Annotated in this window: 13 protein-coding genes; 3 read left to right on the top strand and 10 right to left on the bottom strand. The window is 63.6% G+C overall.

Annotation, left to right across the window (positions count from 1 at the left end; translation table 11 throughout):
- Window positions 1-52: 52 nt before the first annotated feature.
- The 4 genes from MC381_RS14460 to MC381_RS14445 form a co-directional block, all read right to left on the bottom strand.
- Window positions 53-955, bottom strand: coding sequence for a glycine betaine ABC transporter substrate-binding protein (locus MC381_RS14460; protein ID WP_251978444.1), 903 nt, complete (start codon window positions 953-955; stop codon window positions 53-55).
- 131 nt (window positions 956-1,086) lie between these two features.
- Window positions 1,087-2,520 (bottom strand): TolC family protein, encoded by a 1,434-nt coding sequence (locus tag MC381_RS14455; protein WP_251978443.1) that lies wholly within the window; start codon window positions 2,518-2,520, stop codon window positions 1,087-1,089.
- Complete coding sequence (locus tag MC381_RS14450) at window positions 2,520-3,872, bottom strand: HlyD family type I secretion periplasmic adaptor subunit (RefSeq protein WP_251978442.1); 1,353 nt, start codon at window positions 3,870-3,872, stop codon at window positions 2,520-2,522. The genes MC381_RS14455 and MC381_RS14450 overlap by 1 nt, the downstream gene beginning before the upstream one ends.
- On the bottom strand, window positions 3,869-5,653 hold the full coding sequence (locus tag MC381_RS14445) for a type I secretion system permease/ATPase (RefSeq protein WP_251978441.1): 1,785 nt from the start codon (window positions 5,651-5,653) through the stop codon (window positions 3,869-3,871). Before MC381_RS14445 ends, MC381_RS14450 begins: the two co-directional genes overlap by 4 nt.
- 668 nt (window positions 5,654-6,321) lie before the next feature.
- On the opposite strand from MC381_RS14445, the gene MC381_RS14440 reads away from it, so the two are divergent.
- The gene (locus MC381_RS14440) at window positions 6,322-13,866 is read left to right on the top strand and encodes a carbohydrate-binding protein (protein ID WP_251978440.1); all 7,545 of its coding nucleotides are present in this window, start codon (window positions 6,322-6,324) and stop codon (window positions 13,864-13,866) included.
- Between the two features lie 63 nt (window positions 13,867-13,929).
- Here the strand turns inward: MC381_RS14440 and MC381_RS14435 are convergent, their stop codons facing one another.
- The 4 genes from MC381_RS14435 to leuS all read right to left on the bottom strand — a co-directional run bounded on the left by MC381_RS14435 (window position 13,930) and on the right by leuS (window position 19,456).
- On the bottom strand, window positions 13,930-15,126 hold the full coding sequence (locus MC381_RS14435) for a multidrug effflux MFS transporter (RefSeq protein ID WP_251978439.1): 1,197 nt from the start codon (window positions 15,124-15,126) through the stop codon (window positions 13,930-13,932).
- A gap of 109 nt (window positions 15,127-15,235) precedes the next feature.
- On the bottom strand, window positions 15,236-16,294 hold the full coding sequence (gene holA, locus MC381_RS14430) for a DNA polymerase III subunit delta (protein ID WP_251978438.1): 1,059 nt from the start codon (window positions 16,292-16,294) through the stop codon (window positions 15,236-15,238).
- Window positions 16,291-16,779 carry an LPS-assembly lipoprotein LptE gene (locus MC381_RS14425; RefSeq protein WP_251978437.1) on the bottom strand — a complete coding sequence of 163 codons (489 nt, stop codon included), beginning with the start codon at window positions 16,777-16,779 and terminating at the stop codon, window positions 16,291-16,293. Before MC381_RS14425 ends, holA begins: the two co-directional genes overlap by 4 nt.
- A gap of 106 nt (window positions 16,780-16,885) precedes the next feature.
- Window positions 16,886-19,456 carry a leucine--tRNA ligase gene (gene leuS, locus MC381_RS14420; protein ID WP_251978495.1) on the bottom strand — a complete coding sequence of 857 codons (2,571 nt, stop codon included), beginning with the start codon at window positions 19,454-19,456 and terminating at the stop codon, window positions 16,886-16,888.
- Between the two features lie 212 nt (window positions 19,457-19,668).
- On the opposite strand from leuS, the gene MC381_RS14415 reads away from it, so the two are divergent.
- Together MC381_RS14415 and MC381_RS14410 are read left to right on the top strand one after the other, a co-directional pair.
- Window positions 19,669-20,217: a zinc ribbon-containing protein gene (locus tag MC381_RS14415; protein ID WP_251978436.1), complete on the top strand. Its 549-nt coding sequence runs from the start codon at window positions 19,669-19,671 to the stop codon at window positions 20,215-20,217.
- Window positions 20,218-20,340: 123 nt separating this feature from the next.
- Entirely contained in the window at window positions 20,341-21,738 is a 1,398-nt protein-coding gene (locus MC381_RS14410) for an alpha/beta hydrolase family protein (RefSeq protein WP_251978435.1), read from the top strand.
- 18 nt (window positions 21,739-21,756) lie between these two features.
- On the opposite strand, the gene MC381_RS14405 is transcribed toward MC381_RS14410, so the two are convergent.
- A complete protein-coding gene (locus MC381_RS14405; RefSeq protein WP_251978434.1) occupies window positions 21,757-23,130 on the bottom strand; it encodes an MFS transporter in 1,374 nt (457 codons plus the stop codon).
- A gap of 140 nt (window positions 23,131-23,270) precedes the next feature.
- On the bottom strand, window positions 23,271-24,689 hold the full coding sequence (hglS, locus tag MC381_RS14400) for a 2-oxoadipate dioxygenase/decarboxylase HglS (RefSeq protein WP_251978433.1): 1,419 nt from the start codon (window positions 24,687-24,689) through the stop codon (window positions 23,271-23,273).
- Between the last annotated feature and the right edge of the window lie 124 nt (window positions 24,690-24,813).

Raw genomic sequence — 24,813 nt, 5'->3', positions numbered from 1 at the left:
CACACGCCAGTCGGGCAGCGTGCGTGGCGGTAGCCGGCGGATTTGGAAAGGTTCAGGGGGTCTGCAGCAGATCCTGCTCGACCAGAAACTCGTGGGCGACCTCGTCGATGGACTGCTCGTCGACATCGACACGCCGATTCAGGTCGATCAGCACCGCGTCATTGAGCTGGGCCGACATGCGGTTCAGCAGGGGAGCCAGGTCAGGGTGCGCGTCCAGCACCGACTGCCGCACGACCGGCGCGAGCTGATAGACGGGGAAGAAGCTCTGGTCGTCGTCGAGCACTTCGAAATCGAAGGCGCCGTTGCGGCCGTCGGTGGCGAATACCAGCGCGACGTCGACGTTACCGCTTCTCAGGGCATCGTACGTGAGGCCGGTGTCCATGCGCTTGACCCGGTCACGCGGAAAGCGGAAGCCATAGGCTTCCTGCAGCGGGCGAAGGCCGTCGTCACGAGCGTAGAACTCGGCGTTGGAAGCCAGTGTCAGCTCGGCGCCATCGTTCATCGCCGCCGCCATGTCGGAGAGGCTATGAATGTCCCTGGCTTCGGCATCGTCGGCGCGCATCGCCAGCGCATAAGTATTGTTGGTATCGGAGGGTGCCAGCCAGGTCAGGCCCTCCTCGGCATCAAGCTGTTTTGCCTGCGCATAGGTGGCGTCTGCGTCGGCAGGTTGTGCCTGCTTGTGAAACAGAATGACCGAGTTGCCGGTGTACTCCCAGTAGAGGTCGACCTGACCGTTCTCCTGGGCGCGGCGTAGCACGCTGGTCCCCATGCCATCGCGCTGCTGGATATCGTAGCCATTGGCCTCCAGCAGCTCGCTGGTCGCCGTGGTCAGAATCAGGTGCTCGGTATAATTGAGCCCGCCGACCACCAGGGTGTCATCGGCCTGGGCGGGGGTCATCAGGGTCGCACTCGCCAGGCTCAGTCCGCAGAGTCCCGCCTTGATACGTCTGTTCATGTCTTGGGTCGCTTTGTCGTTGTCGTCGGCTGTCAGGTGACCCATGATCCTATCGCAACGGACGTCCCGGATTGATGATATTCCCTCATAGGTACGATTGCCGAACCTGGCCGGTATCGACGTCAGGCTGGTCAGCTCGTCTCGTCGATTGGTGTCTGCTCCACGCGCTCGAGCACGTCGCCGATGGCGCCGAGTGACGGGGTGTCGAGTTCTCCGACCGCCGCGGCCAAGTGAGTTCGGTCGCGGAGATAGACGCAGACCGTCTCGACGAACCGGATTCTCAGGTCATAGAGGGAAGAGCGGGCGTCGAGAACATCGACCAGATCGCGCAGACCGAGCGACTGACCGCGAGTGGCGGCCTGCAGGAAGAGGGCGCCTGACTCGATGGAGCGCTGCAGCGCCTCCAGCTGGCGCAAATCGCCCTGCATGCTGCGCAGGCGCTTGCGTACTTCCTGCTGCGCCAGACGCCACTCATTGTCCAGCGAGGCGGCGCCGGCCAGGGCCGCGAGCTCTCCCTGTCGGATACTGGCCGAGGTATAGCCGCCCTGGTAGATCGGTAGGGTCACTTCGACACTGGCCGTGAAGTCCTGGCTGGTGCGCAGCTCGTCGTCACTGTCCAGATCGCTGTAGCCCACTACCAGATCGACTTCGGGGTAATGACCGGCGCGGCGTACCTCGGTATCGCGCTGGGCTACCTGTTCCTGCTCGGCGGCGAGACGCACGCTGACGTTGTCGCGTGTTGCGGCGAGCCAGGTCTCCAGCGGTCGGGGTTCGGCCGCGATAGAGAGGGCCTCGGGGGTGCCCACCAGCGCGGGAAGCATCGCCAGCGGCGCGCCGGTCAGACGCTCGAGGTCGCTGAGCGCGTTGGCGAGATCATTCTCCGACGCAGTTTGGTCGGCAATGGCCTGATCGAGCCGCGACTGCGATTCGAGCAGGTTGAGTCGGTCGCCGATGCCGAGATCGTAGGCGCGACTCGCCTGACGTTGCTGCAGTACCAGCGACTCCCGCTGGGCGTTCAGCAGGCCCAGTGTGCGGGAAGCCTGATAGGCATCCAGGTAGGTTTCGACCACAGTGATCGCCAGGTCGCGCTCGGCCACCGCGACCTGCAGGGTCGCGGCATCCGCCTGTGCCTCGGCCATGTCGATTCGGCGCCAGCGTTCCAGGCTGAACAGGGGTTGGGTGAGCCGCAGCTCCCAGCTGTTCTCGTGCGTCTCTCCGGAGACCCGGTCGTCGTAGACTTCATCCGGATAGTCGGCCGGGTTGTTGGTATAGATATTGTCCGCGTCCTGATAGCGGTAGCTGGCACTGGCATCCAGCCGAGGGCGCAGGCCGGCACGCGCCAGTTCCAGCTCCTGGGCCGTGGCCTGACTGTCGAAGCGCTGGCTACGCAGACCGCTGTCGTTGGCTAGCGCCAGCGCCACCAGTCCGGCGAGCGATGGCAACGGCGCGATCCTCTCATCAGAGGGGACCGCAACCGGCGCCTCGATCGCGAGCGGCTGTGCGAGCACGTCCGGTACCAGCCCGACCAGATATCCGGCCAGGATCCATCGGGAAAGTCGTGCCATTACTCTTCTCGCATTGCCCGGGCCAGCATGTCGCTGAACGGTTTGAACAGATAGCTGGCGAAGGTGCGTTCGCCGGTCTGCAGCATCACCTCGGCCGGCATGCCCGCGAGGAGCTGCATGGAGGTGGTCATCTGGTCGAGTCCCGCATCGGTGACCCGGATTCTCGCCTTGTAGTAGTGCGTCCGTGTCGCCTCGTCCTCGAAGCTGTCGGCCGAGACATGAACGACTTCGCCCTCGATCACGTTGGAGAGTCGCTGGTTAAAGGCGCTGAAGCGGATCTCGGCGTGCTGTCCGGCGTGAACGTTGTCGATGTCGCGGTCGGGCACCCTGGCTTCGACAATGAAGGCGTCATTGGCCGGCACGATCTCCATCACCGTATCGCCGGATTGCACCACGGCGCCCTGCGTGTGAACCTGCAGGCCGACCACGGTACCCGCCACCGGGGCCACGATGTCGGTGCGCCGAACCTGGTCCTGCAGTGCTGTGACTCTTTCTTGCGCATCGGTCACCTGCGACTGCACTTCCTTGAGTTCCTCGCCCACGCCCTGATGGTATTCCTGGCGTCGCACCTCCTTCTGGAAGCCGTTTTCGCTGATCTGCGAGCGTAGCTGGGCGACTTCGGCGCTGTGCTGGGCATTCTCGCCACGGAACTGCAGTATCTGCCGTTCGAGCTCGCGCATTCGCTGGTTATCGCCCAGCCCTTCCTTGAACAGCGTGCGGAAGTCGTCGGCCTCGCCGGAGAGCGAGGCGATCCGGGAACGGTTGACCTGTTGCAGGCGCTCCAGCCCGGCGATCTGCTCTTCCATCTGTCGCGCCTTCTCGTCCAGCGCCGACAGCGCCCCCTGAAGGGATTGGCGGCGGACTTGGAACAAGCGTCTTTGCACATCGATCACCGACTGCACTCGGGGCGAGGGATCCGAGAGCAGTACATCGGGGAAGGTCAGAGTATCCAGATCGCTCTGTTCTGCCAGCAGGCGGACCTCGCTCGCCATGGCAATGCGATATTCGGACTGGGCGATCGAGAGCTGCGCCAATGGCTGCGTGTTATCGAGCACGATGAGCGTATCGCCCTGGGAGACAGCGTCGCCATCCTCCACCCGTATCTGTTTGACGATGCCGCCCTCGAAGTGCTGAACGCGCTTGGTCGAGGTTTCCACCGCCACCGAGCCCGGTGCCACGACCGCGACGGCGAGTTCCGCCGTCATGGCCCAGAGCGAGAAGCCGCCCAGGGCGATCAGCAGGATGCCGAGGCCCCAGCGGCGGCTGGCAAGGTCGCTGGTCGGCAGTCGCGGTGCGGGTGGCCCGGCCACTGGAGAGGGCATTGGAGAGGGCAGTGAGGCGGCAGGATTCATTGGGTCGGAGGCTCCGGTGTGAGAGGCGGGTTGCGTCCCGTTTCATCCAGCATGCCGCGGCTGCGCAGGCGCATCGCCGGGGGGGATCTTGTCGGCTCGCGTTTGCCGGCCGCCGGCCTGGTGCCCGCTCGGCGTACCGGTGCGCAGGAGATAACGCGACCGTCCTGCAGGGCCAGAACGCGGTCGACCTGCTCGAGAATCGCCGGTGCGTGGGTGATCACGACGACCGTGGTGCCCTGTTGCTTGAGCTGGCGCAGGCAGTGCTGCAACGCCCGCTCGCCGCTGGCATCGAGATTGGCATCCGGTTCATCCAGCACGATCAGCACAGGGGCGCCGTAGAGTGCTCGCGCCAGGCCGAGACGCTGACGCTGGCCGCCCGAGAGCACGCCGCCGGCACCACAGATCTGCGTGTCGTAACCCTCGGGCTGGCGTAGAATCATGTCGTGGACCCCCGCCTGGCGCGCGGCCTGGATGACCTTGGCGGGATCGACCTCGCCGAACCGAGCGATGTTGTCGCTGATCGAGCCGTCGAACAGTTCGATATCCTGTGGCAGATAGCCCACGTGGGGACCTAGCCGTTCGCGTGGCCACTGACCGATATCGGTCCCGCCAAGGCGGACGCAGCCGTCCAGTGCCGGCCAGATCCCGAGAATCACCCTGGCCAGGGTCGATTTGCCCGCCGCGCTGGGACCCACGACCGCGATATGCTCGCCAGGATCGCAGTACAGGTCGATTTCCAGCAGCGTGGGACGTGCCGTGCCAGGCGGCGCGGCACTGACCGACTCCATCACCAGCCGGCCGACCGGCGGTGGCAGCGGCATGCGCATCGGCTCCGCGGGGATGGCGTCGAGCAAACCGTTGAGTCTGGCGTAGGCCGTTCGGGCGGCAACGAAGCCTTTCCAGCCGCCGATCATCTGGTCGATAGGCGCCAGCGCGCGCCCCATCAGGATCGAGCCGGCGATCATCATGCCGCCGGTTAGACTGCCCTCGATCACCAGATAGGCGCCCAGCCCCAGAATCAAGGACTGGAAGGTGACACGCAGCGTCTTCGACAGATTGCTCAGCGTGCCGGCGCGATCGCTCGCCCGGGACTGGTGCAACAGATAGTCGTAGTGCTTCTGCTTCCATCGTCCCAGCAGGTTGGGCAGCATGCCCATCGCATGCAGAACCTCGGCGTTGCGCAGATTGCTCTGGGCGAGATCCTGGGCGGCGACATGCTCGCGGTTGGCCTCGTTCAATAGCCCCTGGGTACTGCGTTCGTTGATCCAGGCGAGTGCCATCAGCACGCCGCCGGCGCTGGCGGCGAATACCCCGAACCACGGGTGGAACAGCGTCAGAATCGCGATATAGACCGGTATCCATGGCGCATCGAAAAAGGCGAAAAGGCCATTGCCACTGGTGAACTGACGCAATGTGGTCAAGTCGTTGAGCGCTTGCGCCGATGGCTTGCCGGGCATCAGCAGGGCCTTCTTGAAAGTGGCTTGATACAGACGCTCGTTGATCTGCATGTCGAGACGGTTGCCGACGCGTACCAGAATGCGGGAGCGCACCATCTCCAGGGCGCCCATGACCAGAAACAGAAACAGGACCACCATCGTCAGCATCAGCAGGGTTTCCGTACTGCGGGTGGTAATCACGCGGTCGTAGACCTGAAGCATATAAATGGAGGGGGCCAGCATCATCAGGTTGATGAAGAGGCTAAATAATAAAATAAAAAAGAAAGCGCGCCGGCTAGTGGAAAGCGCTTTCTGCAAATCGGTTTTATCGTTGTCTCCGATCATGGCGGCGTCTCTTGAATGGTGGGGTGTGAGAATTGATCGGAATCACTGCTCAAGGCAGCATGCGTAAAGTGTGAATAATTTTACAAGCACCTTTTGCCTTCAGGAAAAATGGGGTGTCACGTTTTTAGGCCGTAACGTCGCTTTCAAATTGTTGATTTGAAAGTCATTAAAAGTTCTTGTCATCAACATCTTTCAGGCACTTACGCCTGATGTCACGAGGAAAACCGGTGGCAGGTATGAAGTTTTTTTCATACCTTTTATGAATTTATTGTTTTCTAGTTGGGGTTGAAAGGAGCATTTTTTCCAGTCGTGATGCTTTTTGTAAAACGGTGTGCAATAGCGCTGCAAAAAGATCATTGAGTAAGGTAATGATATGCCGTCAAAAACTTAAACCTCCATTCTTTGTGATAACTGAAGATTCGTTAAATTCGTTTTTCGGGTGGGAGAAGTTTCAACTTTGCCCCAAGAATGAGACGCGCTAATTTGCGACTGGTAAGACTTTAGTTATTGGCCTTACGTTTCCGATGACCACACCACGGAAGGTGGCCGTCGAACCGTCGACAGCTAGGTCAGTCTCGTGTCGTTTCCACCAGCGCCGGGCCGGGTAGGTAATCACATTTCCACCTCAGCCTGACTCAATACCCACACAATGCGTAGGGGCTTTACTCATGTTCACGCTTTCCATCATCGATACGCAGAGCGAAGCGGTCGAGGGCACGCTTTCGACGGGCGGGGCGATAACACGCGACTGGCTCGAGGCACCCTATGTGCTCGAGGTACTGCCGGTCGACAGCGCCGGATTCGTGGCGAGCGATACCGCGAGTGTGTCGCTGAGTCTGACCGATGCCGACGGCACCACCACTGAGTTGTTGGCGAGCGAGACACCCTATCGCTTCGATCTCCCGGCGTCGCTTGCCAGTGGCACCAGCGCGCTGACGCTCACCGCGATGGATGCCGCCGGACAGCCGCTGGCGAACAGCGCACAGACGTTAGACCTCGAAATTATCAATACCGAGGGGTGGGCGGGCGACGTCTTTACGCTACAGGCCAGCTCGATGATGGTCGACGACGGCACTTCCGCAGCGGACACGGTCATTCGCAGCGCCACCAATCCGGAGACCAGCCCTGCAGCGGGTACCGATGGCCTTTGGGATGGCGCCAGCGGCGGTAGTTATGTGGACATGGGCGGGCAGGTGGGCGATGCCGTCTCGTTTTCAGTCGATGCTGACGTGGCCGGCACCTACGAGCTGGATATTCGCTATGCCAGCAGCAGTGCGTCCGGAGCCTCCCGGCCCATGGCGGTGCTGGTGGATGGCAACCAGCAGGAGACGATGTTCTTCGCCGCCACGGGCTCCGGTACGCAGGGCTGGCAAACCTGGTCGCATGCGACGATCACGCTGGAGCTGGAGAGCGGCACCAATGAGATTCGGCTGGAAAACCTGATCGGTGGCGGTCCGAATATCGACAGCCTGACGCTGACGGCACCGGCGGGCGGCGGCACGCCAACGCCGGAGCCTCCGCCCGAGCCGACGCCGGAACCCGATACGCTGGTCATCCAGGCCGAGGACACGACACTGGTCTCGATCGACGACGATAGTGCGCCGGGAAGCAACGGACTCACCCGCGTCGTGGACGCGGACAATCCCGATGCGCTGGGTGATGTGCTGCCGGGTGCCATCGGCGATGGCTACATCGATTTCGGCACCAACGCCGGTGATGCCGTGACCTTTCAGGTGACGCCCGACGAGACCGGTCTCTATACGGCAACGATTCGCTATGCCAACGGTGGCACGGGGGATCGCCCGTTGTTACTCACGGTCAACGGCGAGACCCCGACGCTGGTCTCCTTCCCGCCGACGGGGTCCTGGAGCAGCTGGGGCGAAGTCAGCATTACCGTTCCGCTACCGGCGACCAGCAACGCCGTGACGCTGACGCTGCCATCGGCGGCTCAAGGCGGCGTGGCGAACGGTCCTAATATCGATCAGATCAGCTTCGAGTTCGCTGACGATCTACCCGATGATCCGACCCAGATCTTCTCGATCGAGGGTGAGGAGCTGAGCATCGATGACGGTAGCTCGGCCGCCGATACGGTGGTGCGCGATGCCTCCAATCCGGAGACCACCGGCGGTGGCGCCGACGGGCTGTGGGGCGACTTCAGCGGTAGCGGTTATCTGGATATGGGCGGTCAGGCGGGCGATGCGGCCTTCTTCAATGTCAGCGTCGCGGAGTCGGGGACGTATCTGCTGACCATTCGCTATGCGGCCAGCGGCAGCAATGACCGCCCGATGGCGTTGTCCGTCGACGGACAAGCGCAGGGGACGATTCCGTTTGCCTCGACCGGCACCGGCACGGCCGGCTGGGAAAACTGGACCGAAACCACGGTCCAGATCGATCTGCAGGCCGGCAACAACGAGGTGCGCCTGGCCAATGTCGGCAATATCGGCCCGAACATCGACAGCCTGACGCTGAACACAGGGGCCGGCCCGATCGATGAGCCGCCGACCGAGCCCGTCGAGCGCACCGTCATTCGTATCAACTTCCAGCCGGCGGACGCGGAGACGCCGGATGACTACTTCGCCGACACTGGGCTTGCCTTCGGACAGCAGTCCCTGCAGGTCGACGGCCAGTCCCATCAATACGGTTGGGTGACCGCGGCATCGATCGCCGATGGCACCGCCAATGGCACGACGCCGATGGCAATTGCCGGACAGGACGGAGACGCCTTGGGGGACCGCAGTGGTTCCTTGTCGGGGGTCGATCCGCTGCAGGCGACCTACGCGGGTTTCGACAAACCCGGCTATAGCCAGAGTGCGGGGTGGGAGATCGAACTTGAGGATGGCTACTACGAGGTGACGATCTCCATCGGCGACAGCGGCGGTGCCTACGACAGCGTCAACGTGATCAACGCCGAGGGCGAGCAGTTCAACACGCCGTTTACGCCGGGCCGGCCGTCGGACTTCCCGGCGGATGGCAATCCCACCAACGACAGCGAAGGCTATCGTTCGACGCTGGTTACCCAAATCGTTCAGGTAACGGACGGGCGCCTGACTCTGGATTCGATCGGCGTCAACAGCGCCAATACCGAAATTCAGTACATCGAAATCCAGTCCCTGCCGGATCTGACACCGGGGGATGATCGCGAGGCGCCAGAAGACTATCCGTTCTTTACCGATCCGCGTGCGGTCGCCGGCGTGGGCGAGAGCCAGGTAGAAATTCAACTGCAGGCAGAGGATGGGTCGCAGCCGGTCGGCGTCGATCCGACCTCCGACTTCTTTATCGGTATCTCGGTCGTTGATGGTCGCGGTGGCGCGCTGCTGGAGAGCCTGAACGACGGGTCCGTCCGGCTTTTCAATACCGTGACCGGTGAAGACGTAGCGTTCAATATCAACACCACTGGCGGCTTCGACTCACTGACAATCTCTCCGGTCGGGACGCTGGATGAATTTACCAGCTATACCTTGGTGATCGACGGCTTCCAGGACCGGGGCGACAACGACGACCCCAGCGCACCGACGCGGGAGTTCCAGAAATTCACGTCTACCTTCGTGACCGGTGCCGATCCCGAAATTCCGGACAGCGAAGTGGCGTTCGACGCCAACGTCGAACTCAACGGTGCCGAAGATGGTGCCTACCAGTTCACCTCGATCACCATGTCGCCGGACAACACGCAGATTTACGTCTCGACGATGAATGGCGAGATCAAGCGCTACGATATCGACCCGCTGACCGGCTCGCTCTCCAACGGCCAGACGCTGGCGCTCGACTACTTCCAGGGTGCGGAAGGGGCTCGCGGCATTGTCGGGCTGGTGTTCGACCCGGTGGACCCCAACGTGCTATGGGTGACCGATAACTACCCGATCCCGCTGACCGGGCGTGACAACGGCGTACCCGATTTCAGTGGTCAGGTGACCAAGATCACACTGGGCAGCAGCGACAGCGTGTTCACCGGCACGGCCGAAACCTATATCACTGGGCTGCCGCGCTCGAACGGTGACCATGTCACCAATAGCCTGACCTTCCGCGCCAATCCGGAGTACGACGCCCAGACCAACCCGGATGTGCCACCGTATCTGATGTACGTCTCGCAGGGGGCCAATACGGCCATGGGGGGAGACGACAGCGCCTGGGGCAACCGCCCCGAGCGTCTGCTGAACGCCGCCATTCTCGAGATCGACCCGTCTCGCGAGCCGCCGGCCGGCGGCTTCGATGTCTCGACGGAGCCGCTACCCACCGACGGCTCCAACACGCGCTACGAGGATGACGATAACGACCTCAAGAACGGTCCGATCGACATGGGGGGCGGCCAGTATCTGGTCTTCGCAGCGGATGGCACGGCGACCATGCAGGATGCCAATGGCAACGTGCTGATCGAGTACTACGACCCCTTTGCCGAGGACGCGGTGCTCAAGATCTTCGCCACCGGTATTCGCAATGGCTACGACCTGACCTGGCACTCCAACGGGAGTCTCTATGTGCCGACCAATGGGTCTGCCGCCGGCGGCAGCACGCCAGACGATCCTGCCACGGCGATCAATGAAGGGCTGATCAACGTTGGCATCGAGGATGACTGGCTGTTCCGGGTCGAGGAGGGCGGTTACTACGGCCATCCCAATCCGCTGCATGACGAATATATCCTGAACGGCGGCAATCCGACGTCCGGGGTCGACGAGAACGAAACCGACGAGTATGCGGTTGGCACGTCGCCGGACAGCAACTATCGGGAAGAGGATATCTACTCGCTGGGGACCAACCGTTCCCCCAACGGGGTCATCGAATACACCAGCAACATCTTCGGCGCCACCCTGGCGGGCAGTCTGCTGTTCGTCGAGTATTCCGGCGGCGATGATATCCGCTGGATCTCGCTGGACGCCAACGGCAACGTCTCCTCGGACACCGTGCTGCGTGACGTTGACGGCAACGTGATCAGCTATGTCGACCCGCTCGATATCATCGAGAACCCGAATACCGGCCAGCTTTATCTGATGACGCTGAATCGCAGCAACGGGCAGAGTCAGGTCATTCGTCTCGACCCGGTGCCGGGCGATATCATCGTACCGATCGGGGACAATGCGGATCTGACATCGATCGCGACGATCCAGGCCGAGGACGACGCGCTGGCGGTTATCGCTTCCGGTGCGCAGATTGCCATCCGAGACGGCGACAACCCGGAACCCACCGATGTCGGGTCGGCTTATGGCGTGCGTCCCGGCGCCTATGGCATGGACGGCAACACCGTCGACAGTGATGGTGTGGTCGGCGGCTATGCCGACTTCGGGGCCAGCGTGGCCGATTTCATCACCTTCGACGTGAATGTCGATGCCGACGAAGCGGGTGAAGCCGTCCTGCGTGTGCGCTACGCCAACGGCGGTACAGCGAATCGGCCGCTGGAGGTCTTCGTCAACGATGTCAGTGTCGGCGTCTTTGCCTTTGCGCCCCCGACCGGCGTCAGCGGCAATGCGGCCTGGAATACCTGGCAGACGCTGGATATCCCGGCGGCGCTGCTCGCGGGGGCGAATACGGTACGCTTGCAGGCGACCAACAACTCGGGTGGGCCGAATATCGATCAACTGGAGGTGCTGATCGAGGACACCACGGCGGATGATGGCACGCCGGGTGATGGCACGTCTGAATATAGCGAGTACCAGGCCGAGACCGCCACGCTGGAGGGTGGCGCGGTGGTGATCCCCGAGACGGACGACGATCGCGGTGCCAACGGTACCGGCTTCGTGGACTTCGTCGGCAGCGGGGACCAGACAGTGACCTGGAGCGTCGATGTCGCGCAGAGCGGTGTCTACGAAGTCACCTTCCGCTACTCGTTGACCACTGGCAAGGCTGATCGGCCGATGGCGCTTACGGTCAACGGCGTCGAGTATCCGACGGTAGACTTCCCGGCCCTGAGTCAGACGGTCAGCGACTGGGTCACACGGACCGTCAGCGTGACGCTGGGCGCGGGCGCCAATGCGATAGCCCTCACCGCACCCAACGCCGTGGGTCCGGATCTCGATTCGCTGCTGGTCGCCAATACGCCGTCCGCCACGGCGCCCGGCGGCGACATCAGCGTCATCAGCACCGACCCCGCCTACTTCGATGATCGTATCGCCTTCAACTATCTCGATGATGACGACGCCACGCCAGGTGCCGGCGCGCGCGAATACAAGGACAGCGGTTCGGTGATCATCAGCAACAACGGCAGCGGCGATCTGGATGTCGCTAGCATCACGGTCAGCGGGCCCTTCATGCTGGCCGATCCGGATGCCTTCGACGGTCTGACGCTGGCGCCGGGGGAATCGGTCGAGGTCGAGGTGCTGTTCAACCGGGAGGCCTATACCCCGCCGGCCAGCAATCTCGATAGCGGCGTCTTCAATGGTGTCCTGACGATCCTCTCGGATGACGCCGATCAGCCACAGACCGAGATTCAGCTCTCCGGCTTCTGGCAGGCGCGTGACGAAGGCGGGTGGGAGCCTAACCTCAACGAGATGTGGGAAGTATTTGGCTTCGGCAATCGTATCGAGGGGCTTTCGACTTTCGATGGCGGTGGTAGCTCGGTGCTCTCCGATGCGGGGATCTATCGAGCCGTGAGCGATCACGAGGTGCTATCGCGCTACTGGCAGATCGCCGAGGGCGTCGAGAGTGTCACGGTAACGCAACTGGGCGCGTGGCATGGCTACGGTGGTGCGCCGTTCACGTTACATGAGGTCGGTGACAGGACCTCGAGTGTCACGCTGATGAACCATGCCAGCGCCCAGAGCCAGACCTTGCTGCCGATGACGGCCAGCGGCAACTTCGTCACCGCGAGCTTCACGCAGGATCAGATTCCCGAAAGCTGGCTGGGCAGCGGTATCTTCGGTTTCGGCAATGCCGTCTACTCGAGCGACCCCGCGTTGAACGGCGCGGGCACGGGGAATCCCACCGGCGATGATGCGGGGCTCGAGCGCGGCTACATGCTGCGCCTTTACCAGGCACTCGACAGCAACGGCAACGCGATACCCAATACCTATTTCCTGGCTACCGATTACGCGGGCATCAACTATGACTACAACGACAACGTCTACCTGATCGAAGGTATCGAGCCGGCAACGCGCACGCCGTTCAACGAGTCGGGGACGCCATGGTCGGTCGGCGATAACGGCCTGACGCTGGATGCGGCGCTCTACGATGAAGGGGCCCCCTACGTCACCTACGAAGACTCCAGCGAGACCCAGCTCGGCAGCAACTTCCGTGAGGGGGGCGTCGATATCATGGGCAACGGTGATGCCATCGGCTGGATAGCCAACGGCGAGTGGGTGGAGTACACCCTCGATATCGAGGAGGCCGGCGTCTACAGCCTCTCCTTCCTGTCATCGCTGGGCGAGCAGACGGGTAACCCACGCTCCATCACCGCCGCGTTCTACAGCGCTAGCGGGGCGTACGAGACCGCGACCGTGGATGTCGGCTACACCGGGGGCTGGAGTACCTTTAACGAGACCGGCAGCCAGAACGTCGAACTGGAAGCCGGCGTCCAGACGCTGCGGCTGACCTTCAATGGCGGTGCGCAGAACCTGGAGTCCTTCACGCTATCGCCGTCCAGCCAGACCGCCTTCAACGAGACCGGCACGCCCTGGGCAGTCGACGGTGATGGCCTGACGCTCGATGCGGCGTTGTACGATGTCGGTGGCGCGGGCATCGCCTACAGCGACAGCAGCGAGGAGCAGCTCGGCACCGACTTCCGCGGCGAAGGTGTCGATATCCGCGGCGAGGGCGATGCGATCGGCTGGATTGCGGATGGCGAGTGGGTCGAATACACCCTCAACGTGGAAGAAGCCGGCACCTACCTGCTCTCGTTTGCCGCCGCCACGAACGCCAACGGTCGCACCGTCACGGCCAGTGTGGAGCAGGATGACGAGGTCTACACCAGTGCCGCGCCGCAGCCGGTGACCAACACCGGCGGGTGGAACAACTACCAGGCGAATGACGGTATCGAGCTGGACCTGGCGGCAGGCGAACAGGTCCTGCGCCTGACGTTCAACGGCGGGGCGATGAACGTCGAATCGTTTACGCTAAGCGCCGAGTCGGCTGGGAGCGCGACGACATCGTCCTTCTCGCTGGCCTCGATGCTGGGCATGGAAGAGGACGGTACGTCGATGCTGCAGCAGATGGAGGAGATCTTCTCGCCAAGCGACGATGTCACCTTGGCCGGGGTCGACGACAATCCGGACAGCGTCACGATCGCCTGATCGCGTTCCGTGACGGTGGGGACAGGAGGGTTTCAAGCCGGGCATCCGCCCGGCTTTTTTCGTTCAGGTGCGGGCGTTGCGCAGGCCGGGCAGTCGCGGCTTGAGCCCCAGAACGATCACGCTCATGCAGACCAGCGAACAGCCCGCCATGGCCACGACCACGGCCGGCAGGGTTTCCGGCAGCAGGGTCGACAGCGCGCTGAGCGTGCCGGCGAGTCCAAATTGGCAGGTCCCCAGCAGTGAAGCTGCGGTACCGCCATGCTGCTCGAAATGTTCCATATAGCAGGCCTGGCTGTTGGGCACGACGGCGCCCTGCGCACCGATGGTCATCATCATCGCCGGCAGGAAGAGCCACACCGAAGCCTCGGTCCAGGCCAGCGCGCAGAGCACCAGGGTGCCGACGAACTGGATCGTCAGGCAGGTCATCAGGATCTGGCGCGACGAGAAGCGGTTGAGCAGGGCGCGATTGATCAGGTTTGCCACCAGCATCATCACGATATTGGCGCCGAAGAGCAGCGCGAAGACGCTCTCCGATTGCCCATAATGCTGCTGATAGATGAAAGACGAATGGGTAATGAAGAGCATCATCACTGAAAAGCCGAAGGCCTGCAGCGCAATGAAGGGGAGCGCCGCACGCGTGCCGAGCACGAAGCGATAACGGGCCAGCAGATTGTCCGAGTGTCGCGTCCCGGCGGAGGATACGGATCGCAGTACCACCCGCCACTGCAGCAGGACGACACCGAGTGCATAGAGGGCCAGAAAGGCGAAGATGGCATGCCAGCCGCCTACCGCCAGCAGGGCACTGCCGACACTGGGGGCCACGCCGGGGGCGACGACCATGATCAGCCCGATCATGCTGAACAGCTTGGCCGCCTCGCGACCCTTGACGCGGTCACGCACCAGCGCCGGAATCAGCACCATGATCCAGCCACCCCCGAAAGCCTGCAGCGCCCGTAGTGCCAGCAGCAGGGGGAGGGAATCGGTCAGCGCGATACCGACACAGGCCACGATGAAGATGGCCAGGCCGGAATACATCACTGCAGGTCGGCCGAGGCGATCCGAGAGCGGCCCGCCGACCAGTTGCCCGAGGGCGAGGCCGAAGATATAGATCGACAAGCTGCGCGCGATGTCGTCGATAGGGACGCCGAGATCTTGTGCCATCGCAGGAAACGCGGGCAGGTAGGCGTCGATGGAGAGCGGTCCGAGGGCCATGGTGATGGCGAGGACCAGCGGCAAGGTAAAGGAGATGGGTCGAGACATAGGTTCCTGTTTGGTCAGACGGTGCGTCGCTTCCATCGGCGTGTCCGATGGCCGTCGATACACACAGGCGGGTGGCGATCAAACCAGCGGGGAAGGGAGAGAGGCGCGCCTAGGCCGTACGGTAGGCGTAGGCCATCTCGGCGAGCATGCCGCGGCCGCCGGCCAGCGTCAGCGAGAGATCGAGCAGGCCATCCCAGACCGGCAGGCTGCCACCGCCCTTGATCGACAGATCGATGCGCTGGGCGAACATCAGCAGCTTGTGCAGGCGTCGCTGGGGGAGCCGGTTCAGCGCCTGCTGATAGCCGGGGCGGCGCTTCTCGGGAATCATCGGCCGCTGGGCCTTGCAGGCATGGTCGAGGCTCTGGCCCTGGTCGAGATGCTGAAAGATCGACAGCAGCGTACGCAGCTCGCGCGTCAGCGCCCACAGGACGACCGGCGGTTCGATACCTTCCTGCCGCAGGCCCCGGACGATTCGCGTGACGCGCTCGCGTTCGCCGCGCAGACAGGCGTCGCAGAGCGTGAAGACATCATAGCGGGCGCTGCTTTCGACACCGTTGGCGATGGCGCTGACGTCGAGTCGAGCATTCGGCGGCAACAGCAGGGCCAGCTTCTGCAGCTCCTGGTCGGCGGCCAGCAGATTGCCTTCGGTGCGTTCGCCGAGCAGGCGAGCCGCTTCCATATCGAGAGAGAGCCCGTGGCGGCTGGCGCGGTCGCGCATCCAGAAGCCCAGCCGCTGGTGATCCACCGGCCACACCGGCACGAACAGACCGATCTTGTCGAGTGTCTTGAACCACTTGCTCGACTGCGCCTTGCGGTCAAGTCGCTGGCTCGACAGCAGTAGCACGTTGTCGCTGTCGGCAGCCTGATCGGCATAGGCCTCCAGCGCCTTGCTGCCTTCCTGCCCTGGCGATTGCCCGCCGAGACGAACCTCGATCAGCTTGCTGGAGGCGAAGAGTGACAGGCTGGAGGCGGATTCCAGCAGCTGGCCCCATTGAAAACCGGACTCGACGTGCAGGACCTCGCGCTCCTCGATCCCGCGCTCGCGGGCGACACGGCGAACCGCATCGCAGGCTTCCATGTGAATCAGCGGTTCGTCACCGGCGACTACGATCACCGGTGGCAGGCGCTTCTCCAGCGAGGCCTCGAGCTTGTCGGGAAACACCTTCATGGCGCTTGCAGCGCCTCGAGGCGATCGACCAGTTGCCGGGCTGCTTCGCGACGCAGGTTCTGCTCGGCTTCCAGGCGTACCTGATCCATCGAGTAGAGGTTGTCGGTCGATATCAGCACGGTGGTTGAGGTCTCGAGCTGCCGCTGGTTGAGCACATAGGCGTCGTCGTCGCGGCGCTGCACGGAGAACGGTGCAGTCAGCGTCAGTTCCGTCTCGCGGCTGCCGGAGTCTGAGCGCGTCAGACGGGTCTCTTGAATTCGCTCGTCACCCAGGTTGACGCGCAGGTCGGCGCTGTCGGTGACGCGCGTGCCGGCGCCTTCCAGGGCATCCTGTACGGCTTGGGCCAGCGGCGTGTCGCCTGCGGTCAGGCCAATCTCGGGCAGGCTCAGCGCCGGCTGGTTGAGGCCACGCAGATGAAAACCGCAGCCGGCCAGCAGGACCACGGTCAGTGCCAGCGTTGCGGTCGGCACGAGGCGACGCATCATGAAAAGACTCCTTGTCGAGAAAGGGTCGCCGTGGCGACGACCCTGGAAATCACGCTGGCGCGGCGGCGTGATTGACGATGTTGCGGTCGGTGGTGCCCGACCGGCATCAGTTGGCGACGATATTGACCAGCTTGCCAGGCACCACGATGACCTTGCGGATCGTCTTGCCCTCGACGTGACGTTGCACGTTCTCGGCCGCCATCGCCTGCTGCTCGACCGCTGCCTTGTCGGCGTCGGCCGGGACGTCGAGGCGCGCACGCAGCTTGCCGTTGACCTGCACCGCCAGCTCGATGGTCGCCTTCACCAAGGCACTCTCGTCGACCTGCGGCCAGGTCGCGTCGATCACCGGCTCCGCGTGGCCGAGCGCTTCCCACAGCGCATGGCAGGCGTGGGGCGTGATCGGTGCCAGCAGCAGCACGCTGGCCTCGATCGCTTCGCGTGCCACGGCCTGGCCCTGCGGGCTGGTGTCGTCGAAACGGCCAAGGGCGTTGGTCAGCTCCATGACCGCGGCAATCGCGGTGTTGAAGGTGGTGCGGCGACCGATGTCGTCGCCCGCCTTGGCGATCGTTTCGTGAGTCTTGCGCCGCAGGTCTTTCTGCGCGTCGTCCAGCGCGGCGACATCGAGCTCGGCGGGCTTGCCCGCGTCGAGATGATCGGCGACCAGTTTCCACAGACGCTTGAGGAAGCGGTGCGCCCCCTCGACGCCGGAATCCGACCACTCGAGCGATTGCTCCGGCGGGGCGGCGAACATCATGAACAGACGCACGGTATCGGCGCCGAAGCGGTCGATCATGGCCTGCGGATCGACGCCGTTGTTCTTCGACTTGGACATCTTCTCGATGCCGCCCATCTCGACCGGTAGCCCGTCGGCAAGCAGTGTCGCACTGACGGGGCGTCCCTTGTCGTCGCGCTGAACCTCGACGTCGGCCGGGTTGAACCACTCCTTGCCGCCGTTGGCCTCCTCGCGATAGAAGGTCTCCGCGATCACCATGCCCTGGGTCAGCAGTTGCTGGAACGGCTCATCGCCGTTGACTAGGCCCTCGTCTCGCATCAGCTTGTGGAAGAAACGCGCATAGAGCAGGTGCAGGATCGCGTGCTCGATACCGCCGATATAAAGATCTACCGGCAGCCAGTAGTTGGCACGCTCATCAAGCATCGCTTCCGGGTTATCGGCGCAGCAGAAGCGCGCGTAGTACCAGGAAGATTCCATGAAGGTGTCGAAGGTGTCGGTTTCACGCGTCCAGCCGTCGCCGAGATCGTAGAACTCCGGCATCTTCTTCAGCGGCGAGCCGGAGGCGTCGACTTCGACCTCCTGTGGCAACGCTACCGGCAGCTCGTCGTCGGTCAGCGGGACGGTCTGGCCTTCCGGACCGTACTTGACCGGGATCGGTGCGCCCCAGTAGCGCTGACGCGCCACGCCCCAGTCGCGCAGTCGGAAGTTGACCTTGACCCGGCCGCGGCCTTGCGAGGCCAGGCGGTCGGCAATGGCGTCGAAGGCCGCGTCGAAGTCGAGGCCATCGAACTCGCCGGAGTTGATCAGGCAACCATGCTCGACGTAGGCGCCGGCGCCAACATCCGGCGCGTTGCCCTCGGCATCCGCGATCACCGGCAGCAATGGCAGATCGTACTTGGTGGCGAACTCCCAGTCGCGCTGGTCGTGGGCCGGTACCGCCATCACCGCGCCGGTGCCGTACTCCATCAACACGAAGTTGGCGGCGAAGACGGGGACTTCCTGACCGGTCAGCGGATGAATGGCGCGGAAGCCCGTGTCATGGCCGCGCTTCTCCATGGTGGCAAGCTCCGCCTCGGAATTGCCGCCCTGTTGACACTCGACGAGGAATTCGGCGAGCGCTGGATCGTTCTCGGCGGCGCGCTTGGCCAGCGGATGGCCGGCGGCGACGGCCACGTAGGTGACCCCGTAGAGCGTATCCGGGCGCGTTGTGTAGACATCGAGTCGTGCATCGTCGTCGGCGACATCGAAGGAGAGCTCGACGCCGCGGGAGCGGCCGATCCAGTTGCGCTGCATGGTCTTGACCTGCTCAGGCCACTGAACCTTGTCCAGGTCGGCGAGCAGCTCATCGGCATAGTCGGTGATCTTCAAGAACCACAGCGGGATCTCCTTGCGCTCGACGCGCGCACCGGAGCGCCAGCCGCGGCCGTCGATCACCTGCTCGTTGGCCAGCACGGTCTGGTCGACCGGATCCCAGTTGACCGTGGACATCTTCTTGTAGACGACACCTTTTTCCACCAGCTTGGCGAAGAACCACTGTTCCCAGCGGTAGTAGTCGATATCGCAGGTGGCGAATTCGCGGTCCCAGTCGTAGGCAAAGCCGAGCGCTTTGAGCTGGCCGCGCATGTAGTCGATGTTGGCGTAGGTCCACTCGCCTGGCGGCACGCGATTCTTGATCGCGGCGTTCTCCGCCGGCATGCCGAAAGCGTCCCAGCCCATCGGCTGCAGCACGTTCTTGCCTTGCATGCGCTGGAAACGCGTGACCACGTCGCCGATGGTGTAGTTGCGCACGTGCCCCATGTGCAGCTTGCCGCTGGGGTAGGGGAACATCGACAGGCAGTAGAACTTTTCGCGCGTCGCATCTTCGACGGCCTTGAAGCTCTGATGCGCGTTCCAGTAGTGCTGCGCGGCGTTTTCAATAGCTTGCGGGTTGTACTGTGCGTCCATCGGTTCGGTCAGGCACCTTGCGTTCGGCATGTGGAAGCGCCAGAGTCCCCGCGTATGGCTATACTTGACGAGTAGATTGAAGAGCGGGGCGGCGTCATTTTCAGGCCCCAAGCATACCCCAGACCCGTTGCCTCAGGTAGGGGCCTGGCGCGAGACCACGGCGTGATGACAGGCCGTCGGTAGAGAGTCCGTAGGAAGACAGGGGGGTAAGCATGGCAGAACAGCACTCACCGGATAGCGAACGGTCCCGACTCGGCGACGCTTACGAACGGGTTCTAGCGCGGTTGAAGGAGGGCAGCGGCGAGCTCTCCTGGGAGAGTTTTCAGCGCGAACTCGACGAAGCGGTCGCCTTCGAGTCCGAATTCGAGGAGTTCACCAAGGACGAGGCCGCGCTGTTGCGCGCCTGGGTCGAGCGGGACATGCGCGATTTTCGCCAGTTTCTGGCCAAAGGCGGAGAGGGCGTCGCCGCTTGGCTGGGCATCGACCTTGGCGTGTTGTCTCGCCGGGTCTCGGATGCACTGTTCTCGATCGCCGATCGCACGGCGATCGATCGTGAACGCTTCGACGACGATCTCGAGGCGGCTCGGGCCGACTATACCGCCGGAGAAGTGGCGCTGCCTGGCCGTATGAGTTGCGTGCACTGTGGCGCTGGGGTGATGCTGGATCACGTCGCCCGCCTCGAGGCCTGCCATGCCTGCGGGCATCGCTATTTCCAGCGCGCTTCCGGCAGCAACGGCGAGGCCTCTTCCCCGTCGAGCTGAACGCCGAGCTAAGCAGTTGAGCTGAACGGTCTCGCGTGTCGGCGCGCCACGCCACGCGGGAACCTTCGTTGTCGACGTTAGTCGTAACCGATATGACCGACTGACGCTAACGAGGGAGTGAACGTGCAATATCCTGCCTGGGCGCGCTTGTGCGGTGCGCTATTGACGGCCGGTCTGGCCGGCAGTGGATTGCCGGCTGCGGCCGACGCCAACAACGATTCCGATCACGATCCATCCCGCCAACTCGAAGACGATGCTGAAGCGATGGCCTCGGCGGGTTGCCCCTCCTGGCTGCCCGATGCCACGCGCTGTTTTGCCGGCCAGGATACCCACGGGGCCTACTATTGGATCGCCATTCCCGCTGACTGGAACCACAAGCTGGTGCTGCACAGTCACGGCGGGCCGCGCCCTAACGCGCCAAGGCCTGACGATCCGCTCGACATCGATCTGCGACAGTACGAAGTGATGGTGCGCGAGGGATATGCCTGGGCCGGTTCCAGCTACCGGCGCGGTGGCTATGGGGTGCGCATGGCGGCGGAAGATACCGACTACCTGCGGCAACTGTTCGTTGCGCGATTTGGCCGGCCGGATCGGATCTACCTGCATGGCCAATCCTGGGGGGGCAACGTGGCGGCCAAAGCGATGGAGCTTTACGGCGAGGCGCCGGATGGTCGTCGGCGCTATGACGGCGCGCTGTTGACCAGCGGTGTGCTGGGCGGTGGTACCCAGGCGTATCAGTTCCGCGCCGATTTGCGGGCCGTCTATCAGTACTACTGCGCCAATCATCCCTATCCCGATGAACCCCAGTACCCGTTATGGGAAGGGTTGCCCGAAGGCAGCGATATGACGCCGGATCAGCTCAACGCGCGGGTGGAAGCCTGCACGGGAGTCGACCGCCCGCCCGAGCAGCGCAGCGTCCTGCAGCAGCAGACACTCGACAATATCGTCGGTGTGATACGAATCCCCGCCGCGACGCTCAAGGCGCACATGCGCTGGTCCACTTTCTTGTTCCGGGACATGGTCGAGGAGCGGCTTGGCGGCGCCAGCCCATTCTCCAATCGCCAGGTTCGCTATCGTGGTTCCAGCAACGACGATGCGCTCAATCGTGGTATCTCACGCTTCGACGAGGATGCCAAAGCGGTAGAGCAGCTGGGCGACGATGCGGAGTTGAGCGGTGCGGCAGACATTCCCACCGTGACCATGCATGCCATCGACGATCCCATCATCTTCGTCGAGAACGAGTGGCTTTATCGGCGTGCGCGTCAGGACAGCGGTACGGCGGATTCTCTGGTGCAGATCTACACCGACGAAGCCGAACACAGCAAACTCTCGACACCGCAGTACGCGGCGGCGCTGGAAGCGCTGGATCGCTGGGTGGAGCGGCAGGAAAAACCGACACCCGCCAGTATTGCCGGGGATTGTCAGTCGCGCGAGGCCAGCCGCTATGACGGCGGCTGCCACTTCGATACCGACTATGAAGTCGCGGACTGGCAGACGCGCGTCTACGCCCGCCAGCCCTAGGTGGCCAGCGCGGCCGGACTAGAGTGCCGGCTGTGCCGTGGCGTTGCTGCCGCCACGTCGCCATTCCGACTCGTCGGTGTCCAGCGCGCGATGTGAAGATTCCGGCAGCTTCAGGCCGCCCCACATGGCCAGCAGGGTGATCGCGATCAGGTAGATGGCCGGCGACAGGTTGTTGCCGGTCTGATCGATCAGCCAGGTGGCGACCAGCGGTGCGGTGCCGCCGAAGATCGTGTAGGAGACGTTGTAGCAGAGCGCCGAGGCGGTATAGCGCACACGGGTCGGAAACTGCTCCGAGAGCAGCACCGCCGTGACCACGCCGCAGATCACCGCGCCGACGGCCATCAGCGCGGCACCGAGCATCGATGGCAGCCAGTCACCGCTGCCGGCAAGCAGGTAAGCGGGAAACACCGCCACGATCAGGCTGACACCGGCGCTGAGAACGGTGCGGCGGCGACCTACTCGGTCGGCGTAGCGGCCGACGAACGGGCACAGCAGGCCGGCGAAGATCAGCGCCCCCAGGCTGGCCAATAGCGCGGTTGTCTGCGTGGCGCCGCCGACCACCTGCATGTAGGTCGTGAAGTAGGTGGTGAACATGTAGAAAGACAAGGCTGTCACCGAGATGAACGCGCTCAGGCAGACAATGGTGGGGCCATGGCCGCGCAATGTCTCGCCCAGTGGTGCCTGCGGCTCGGCATGCTGCGCCTTGAGCGCCTGGAATGCCGGCGACTCGTCCAACCGCAGGCGCATGTAAAGCCCGACCAGCCCCAGCGGCGCCGCGATCAGAAATGGAATGCGCCAACCCCAGGCGCTCAGCGCCTCGTCTGACAGAACCAGGCCGACCACGTAGGCCAGCGCCGCGGCGGTGGCGAACGCGAGAAAGGTCGAGACGGGCACGAAGCTGCCATAGCGCGCCTTGCGGGTGCGCGGGGCGTGTTCCATCACGAAGGCGCAGGCGCCGGCGTACTCGCCGCCCGCCGAGAAACCCTGAACGCAGCGCGCCAGTGCCAGCCCCAGGGGCGCCAGCAGGCCGACACTGTCATAGGTCGGCAGCAGGCCGATCACGGTGGTGGCGCCGGCCATCAGCAGCACCGTCACGGCGAGAATTCGCTTGCGGCCGATTCTGTCGCCAAGCATGCCAAAGAAGATGCCACCGAGTGGGCGTAGCGCGAAGGACACTGCGAACACCGCAAAGGTTTGCAGCAGGGCCAGTGAGTCATCGCCTGGCGGGAAGAAGTGGTGAGAGATGATCACGGCGAGAAAGCCGTAGACGGCAAAGTCGAACCACTCGACGAAGTTGCCGATGGCCGAGGCGGCGATCACCTTGCGCAGCGTCGATAGCTCGACCACTTCGGACGTCGACTCGGCACGGTTGTTGTTGTGGGCCGATGGCATCGCGTTGTCTCCATGAGTCTGCGGGAAAATACCCTCCCCAGACTAGGGAGATCGCCATCATCGGGTCGCCGCCGGGACGACGATAAGTGTTCCTGACGCGACGCTTGTCAGGCCTTTCTTGCCGGCGGCAGGGGCCCTGATCAGCGCAGTGCACACAATCCGAGCTGGCGCTGTATCTGAGCTCGGCTGTCGTCCTGTAGGCGTGCGTAGAGGGCGAATTCGTCGAACACCGGGCGTCCCAGCGCCAGCTCGAAGGCGGCGCGGCTCGACCCGTTTGCGTACGCGGCGTGGGAGGCATCGCCAAGATTCGACTGGAAGATGCCTGCGGCGCTCACCGGCAAGAAATCTTCGTAGGTGATCGGCATCACTTCGACCCAGGCCTCGGTCACCAGGGCGTCGAGGGTTTCCGGCGGCGTGGCGCCGGCGGCGAGACGTTCACGTCCGGTGTCGCTGATACGGTAGCGGAAGTAGGCGAGGGCTTCGCGTCGCAGCGTTTCGAGGTCGTCGGGGAATTCGGCGAACACGTCCTCCAACTGGCGCTGATGCGTGGCGTTGTCGCCGGCGCTCGGCTGTTCTCGCGAGCGGCTCAGCAGCGTGTCGTAGAGCGCTCGCCCTTTGGGCGTCAGCGCCATGCCTCGCTGCTCGATCTCGCCGAAGCGGGCGGTGTGGCTGCCGTCCTCTTGGCCCGCGAAGCGCACCGGCTCCTCCAGGGCCTTGAAGCTGGTCTGGCGCAGCAGGATCGGCCAGCGCCGCTTCGGGGGGCCTTCGATCACCGCCTTGGGCGTGATGTCGCGTTCGGGCATGGCGGCCTGGGCGGCGTCGATATCCAGCGTGCGCGGTGTCAGATGGTTAATGTGTGGCCCGCGAAAGCAGACCACGTCGGCGATCAGACGGTGAGCGTCGTGCAGCGACTGATAGGTGGTCCGGTCAACGGTTGCCTCATGGTGCCAGCGGAACGTTTCCAGAATCTCGGCGACGAAGCGCTGTGCCTGGCTGGGATCGAACCCGCCCTGGCGCTCGCCCAGCGCAATCAGTTCGCGTGCGCCCGGCGTGAAGATATCGCGTTCGGCGAGGATCGATGCGGCCTGCCGGCGAAGGGCGTCGTCCTCGATCAACTCCAGGCGCAGTAGGGAGGTGAAGACCCGAAATGGGTTTCGTGACAGGGCATCCTCGTCCACCGGGCGAAAAGCGGTGGAATGGACCGGCACCCCCGCCGTGGACAGGTCATAGTAGCTCACCGGGTGCATGCCCATCAGCGCGAATACGCGACGTAGGGTGGCCAGCTCCTCAGCGGTGCCGACACGGATGGCGCCGTGTCGCTCGACGTCGAGTCTGGCGGTCTCGTGCTGGGCTTCGAGTCGCTCGGCAAGCGCCGGATCCTGTTCCAGCGTGCGCCGATTGATGTCAGCCACCAGCGCGATCAGATCGCCGTACTGGGGGACCTCCTGGCGGTACATCTCCGACATCGCCTGAGCGAACGCGCTGCGTACGTCGTCGGCGGAGACCAGCGCGTCGCCGCTCGTCGTCGCAGCGTCGGAAGAGATCGGCGCGTATGTCATGAAGCCCTCGATGTTCGGCAGTGGGAAGTCCCATGCAACGTCATCGAAGGTCTGCTGGCAAGCCTCTTCATGTGGTAAGGCGCGCAATTCGCAAAGCTGGGTCGCATCCTCGGAAATTCGGCAC

It is taken from the genome of Salinicola avicenniae (genome assembly GCF_023736115.1).
In the GTDB taxonomy this organism is placed as follows: Bacteria; Pseudomonadota; Gammaproteobacteria; order Pseudomonadales; family Halomonadaceae; genus Salinicola; species Salinicola avicenniae.
This window is presented reverse-complemented; position numbering and strand designations above follow the sequence as displayed.

What these genes read in the sequence shown, in the direction of transcription:
- MC381_RS14460 (WP_251978444.1), bottom strand. Translation starts at nt 955, where the DNA reads ATGAACAGACGTATCAAGGCGGGACTCTGCGGACTGAGCCTGGCGAGT.
- MC381_RS14455 (WP_251978443.1), bottom strand. Translation starts at nt 2,520, where the DNA reads ATGGCACGACTTTCCCGATGGATCCTGGCCGGATATCTGGTCGGGCTG.
- MC381_RS14450 (WP_251978442.1), bottom strand. Translation starts at nt 3,872, where the DNA reads ATGAATCCTGCCGCCTCACTGCCCTCTCCAATGCCCTCTCCAGTGGCC.
- MC381_RS14445 (WP_251978441.1), bottom strand. Translation starts at nt 5,653, where the DNA reads ATGATCGGAGACAACGATAAAACCGATTTGCAGAAAGCGCTTTCCACT.
- MC381_RS14440 (WP_251978440.1), top strand. Translation starts at nt 6,322, where the DNA reads ATGTTCACGCTTTCCATCATCGATACGCAGAGCGAAGCGGTCGAGGGC.
- MC381_RS14435 (WP_251978439.1), bottom strand. Translation starts at nt 15,126, where the DNA reads ATGTCTCGACCCATCTCCTTTACCTTGCCGCTGGTCCTCGCCATCACC.
- holA (WP_251978438.1), bottom strand. Translation starts at nt 16,294, where the DNA reads ATGAAGGTGTTTCCCGACAAGCTCGAGGCCTCGCTGGAGAAGCGCCTG.
- MC381_RS14425 (WP_251978437.1), bottom strand. Translation starts at nt 16,779, where the DNA reads ATGATGCGTCGCCTCGTGCCGACCGCAACGCTGGCACTGACCGTGGTC.
- leuS (WP_251978495.1), bottom strand. Translation starts at nt 19,456, where the DNA reads ATGGACGCACAGTACAACCCGCAAGCTATTGAAAACGCCGCGCAGCAC.
- MC381_RS14415 (WP_251978436.1), top strand. Translation starts at nt 19,669, where the DNA reads ATGGCAGAACAGCACTCACCGGATAGCGAACGGTCCCGACTCGGCGAC.
- MC381_RS14405 (WP_251978434.1), bottom strand. Translation starts at nt 23,130, where the DNA reads ATGCCATCGGCCCACAACAACAACCGTGCCGAGTCGACGTCCGAAGTG.
- hglS (WP_251978433.1), bottom strand. Translation starts at nt 24,689, where the DNA reads ATGACATACGCGCCGATCTCTTCCGACGCTGCGACGACGAGCGGCGAC.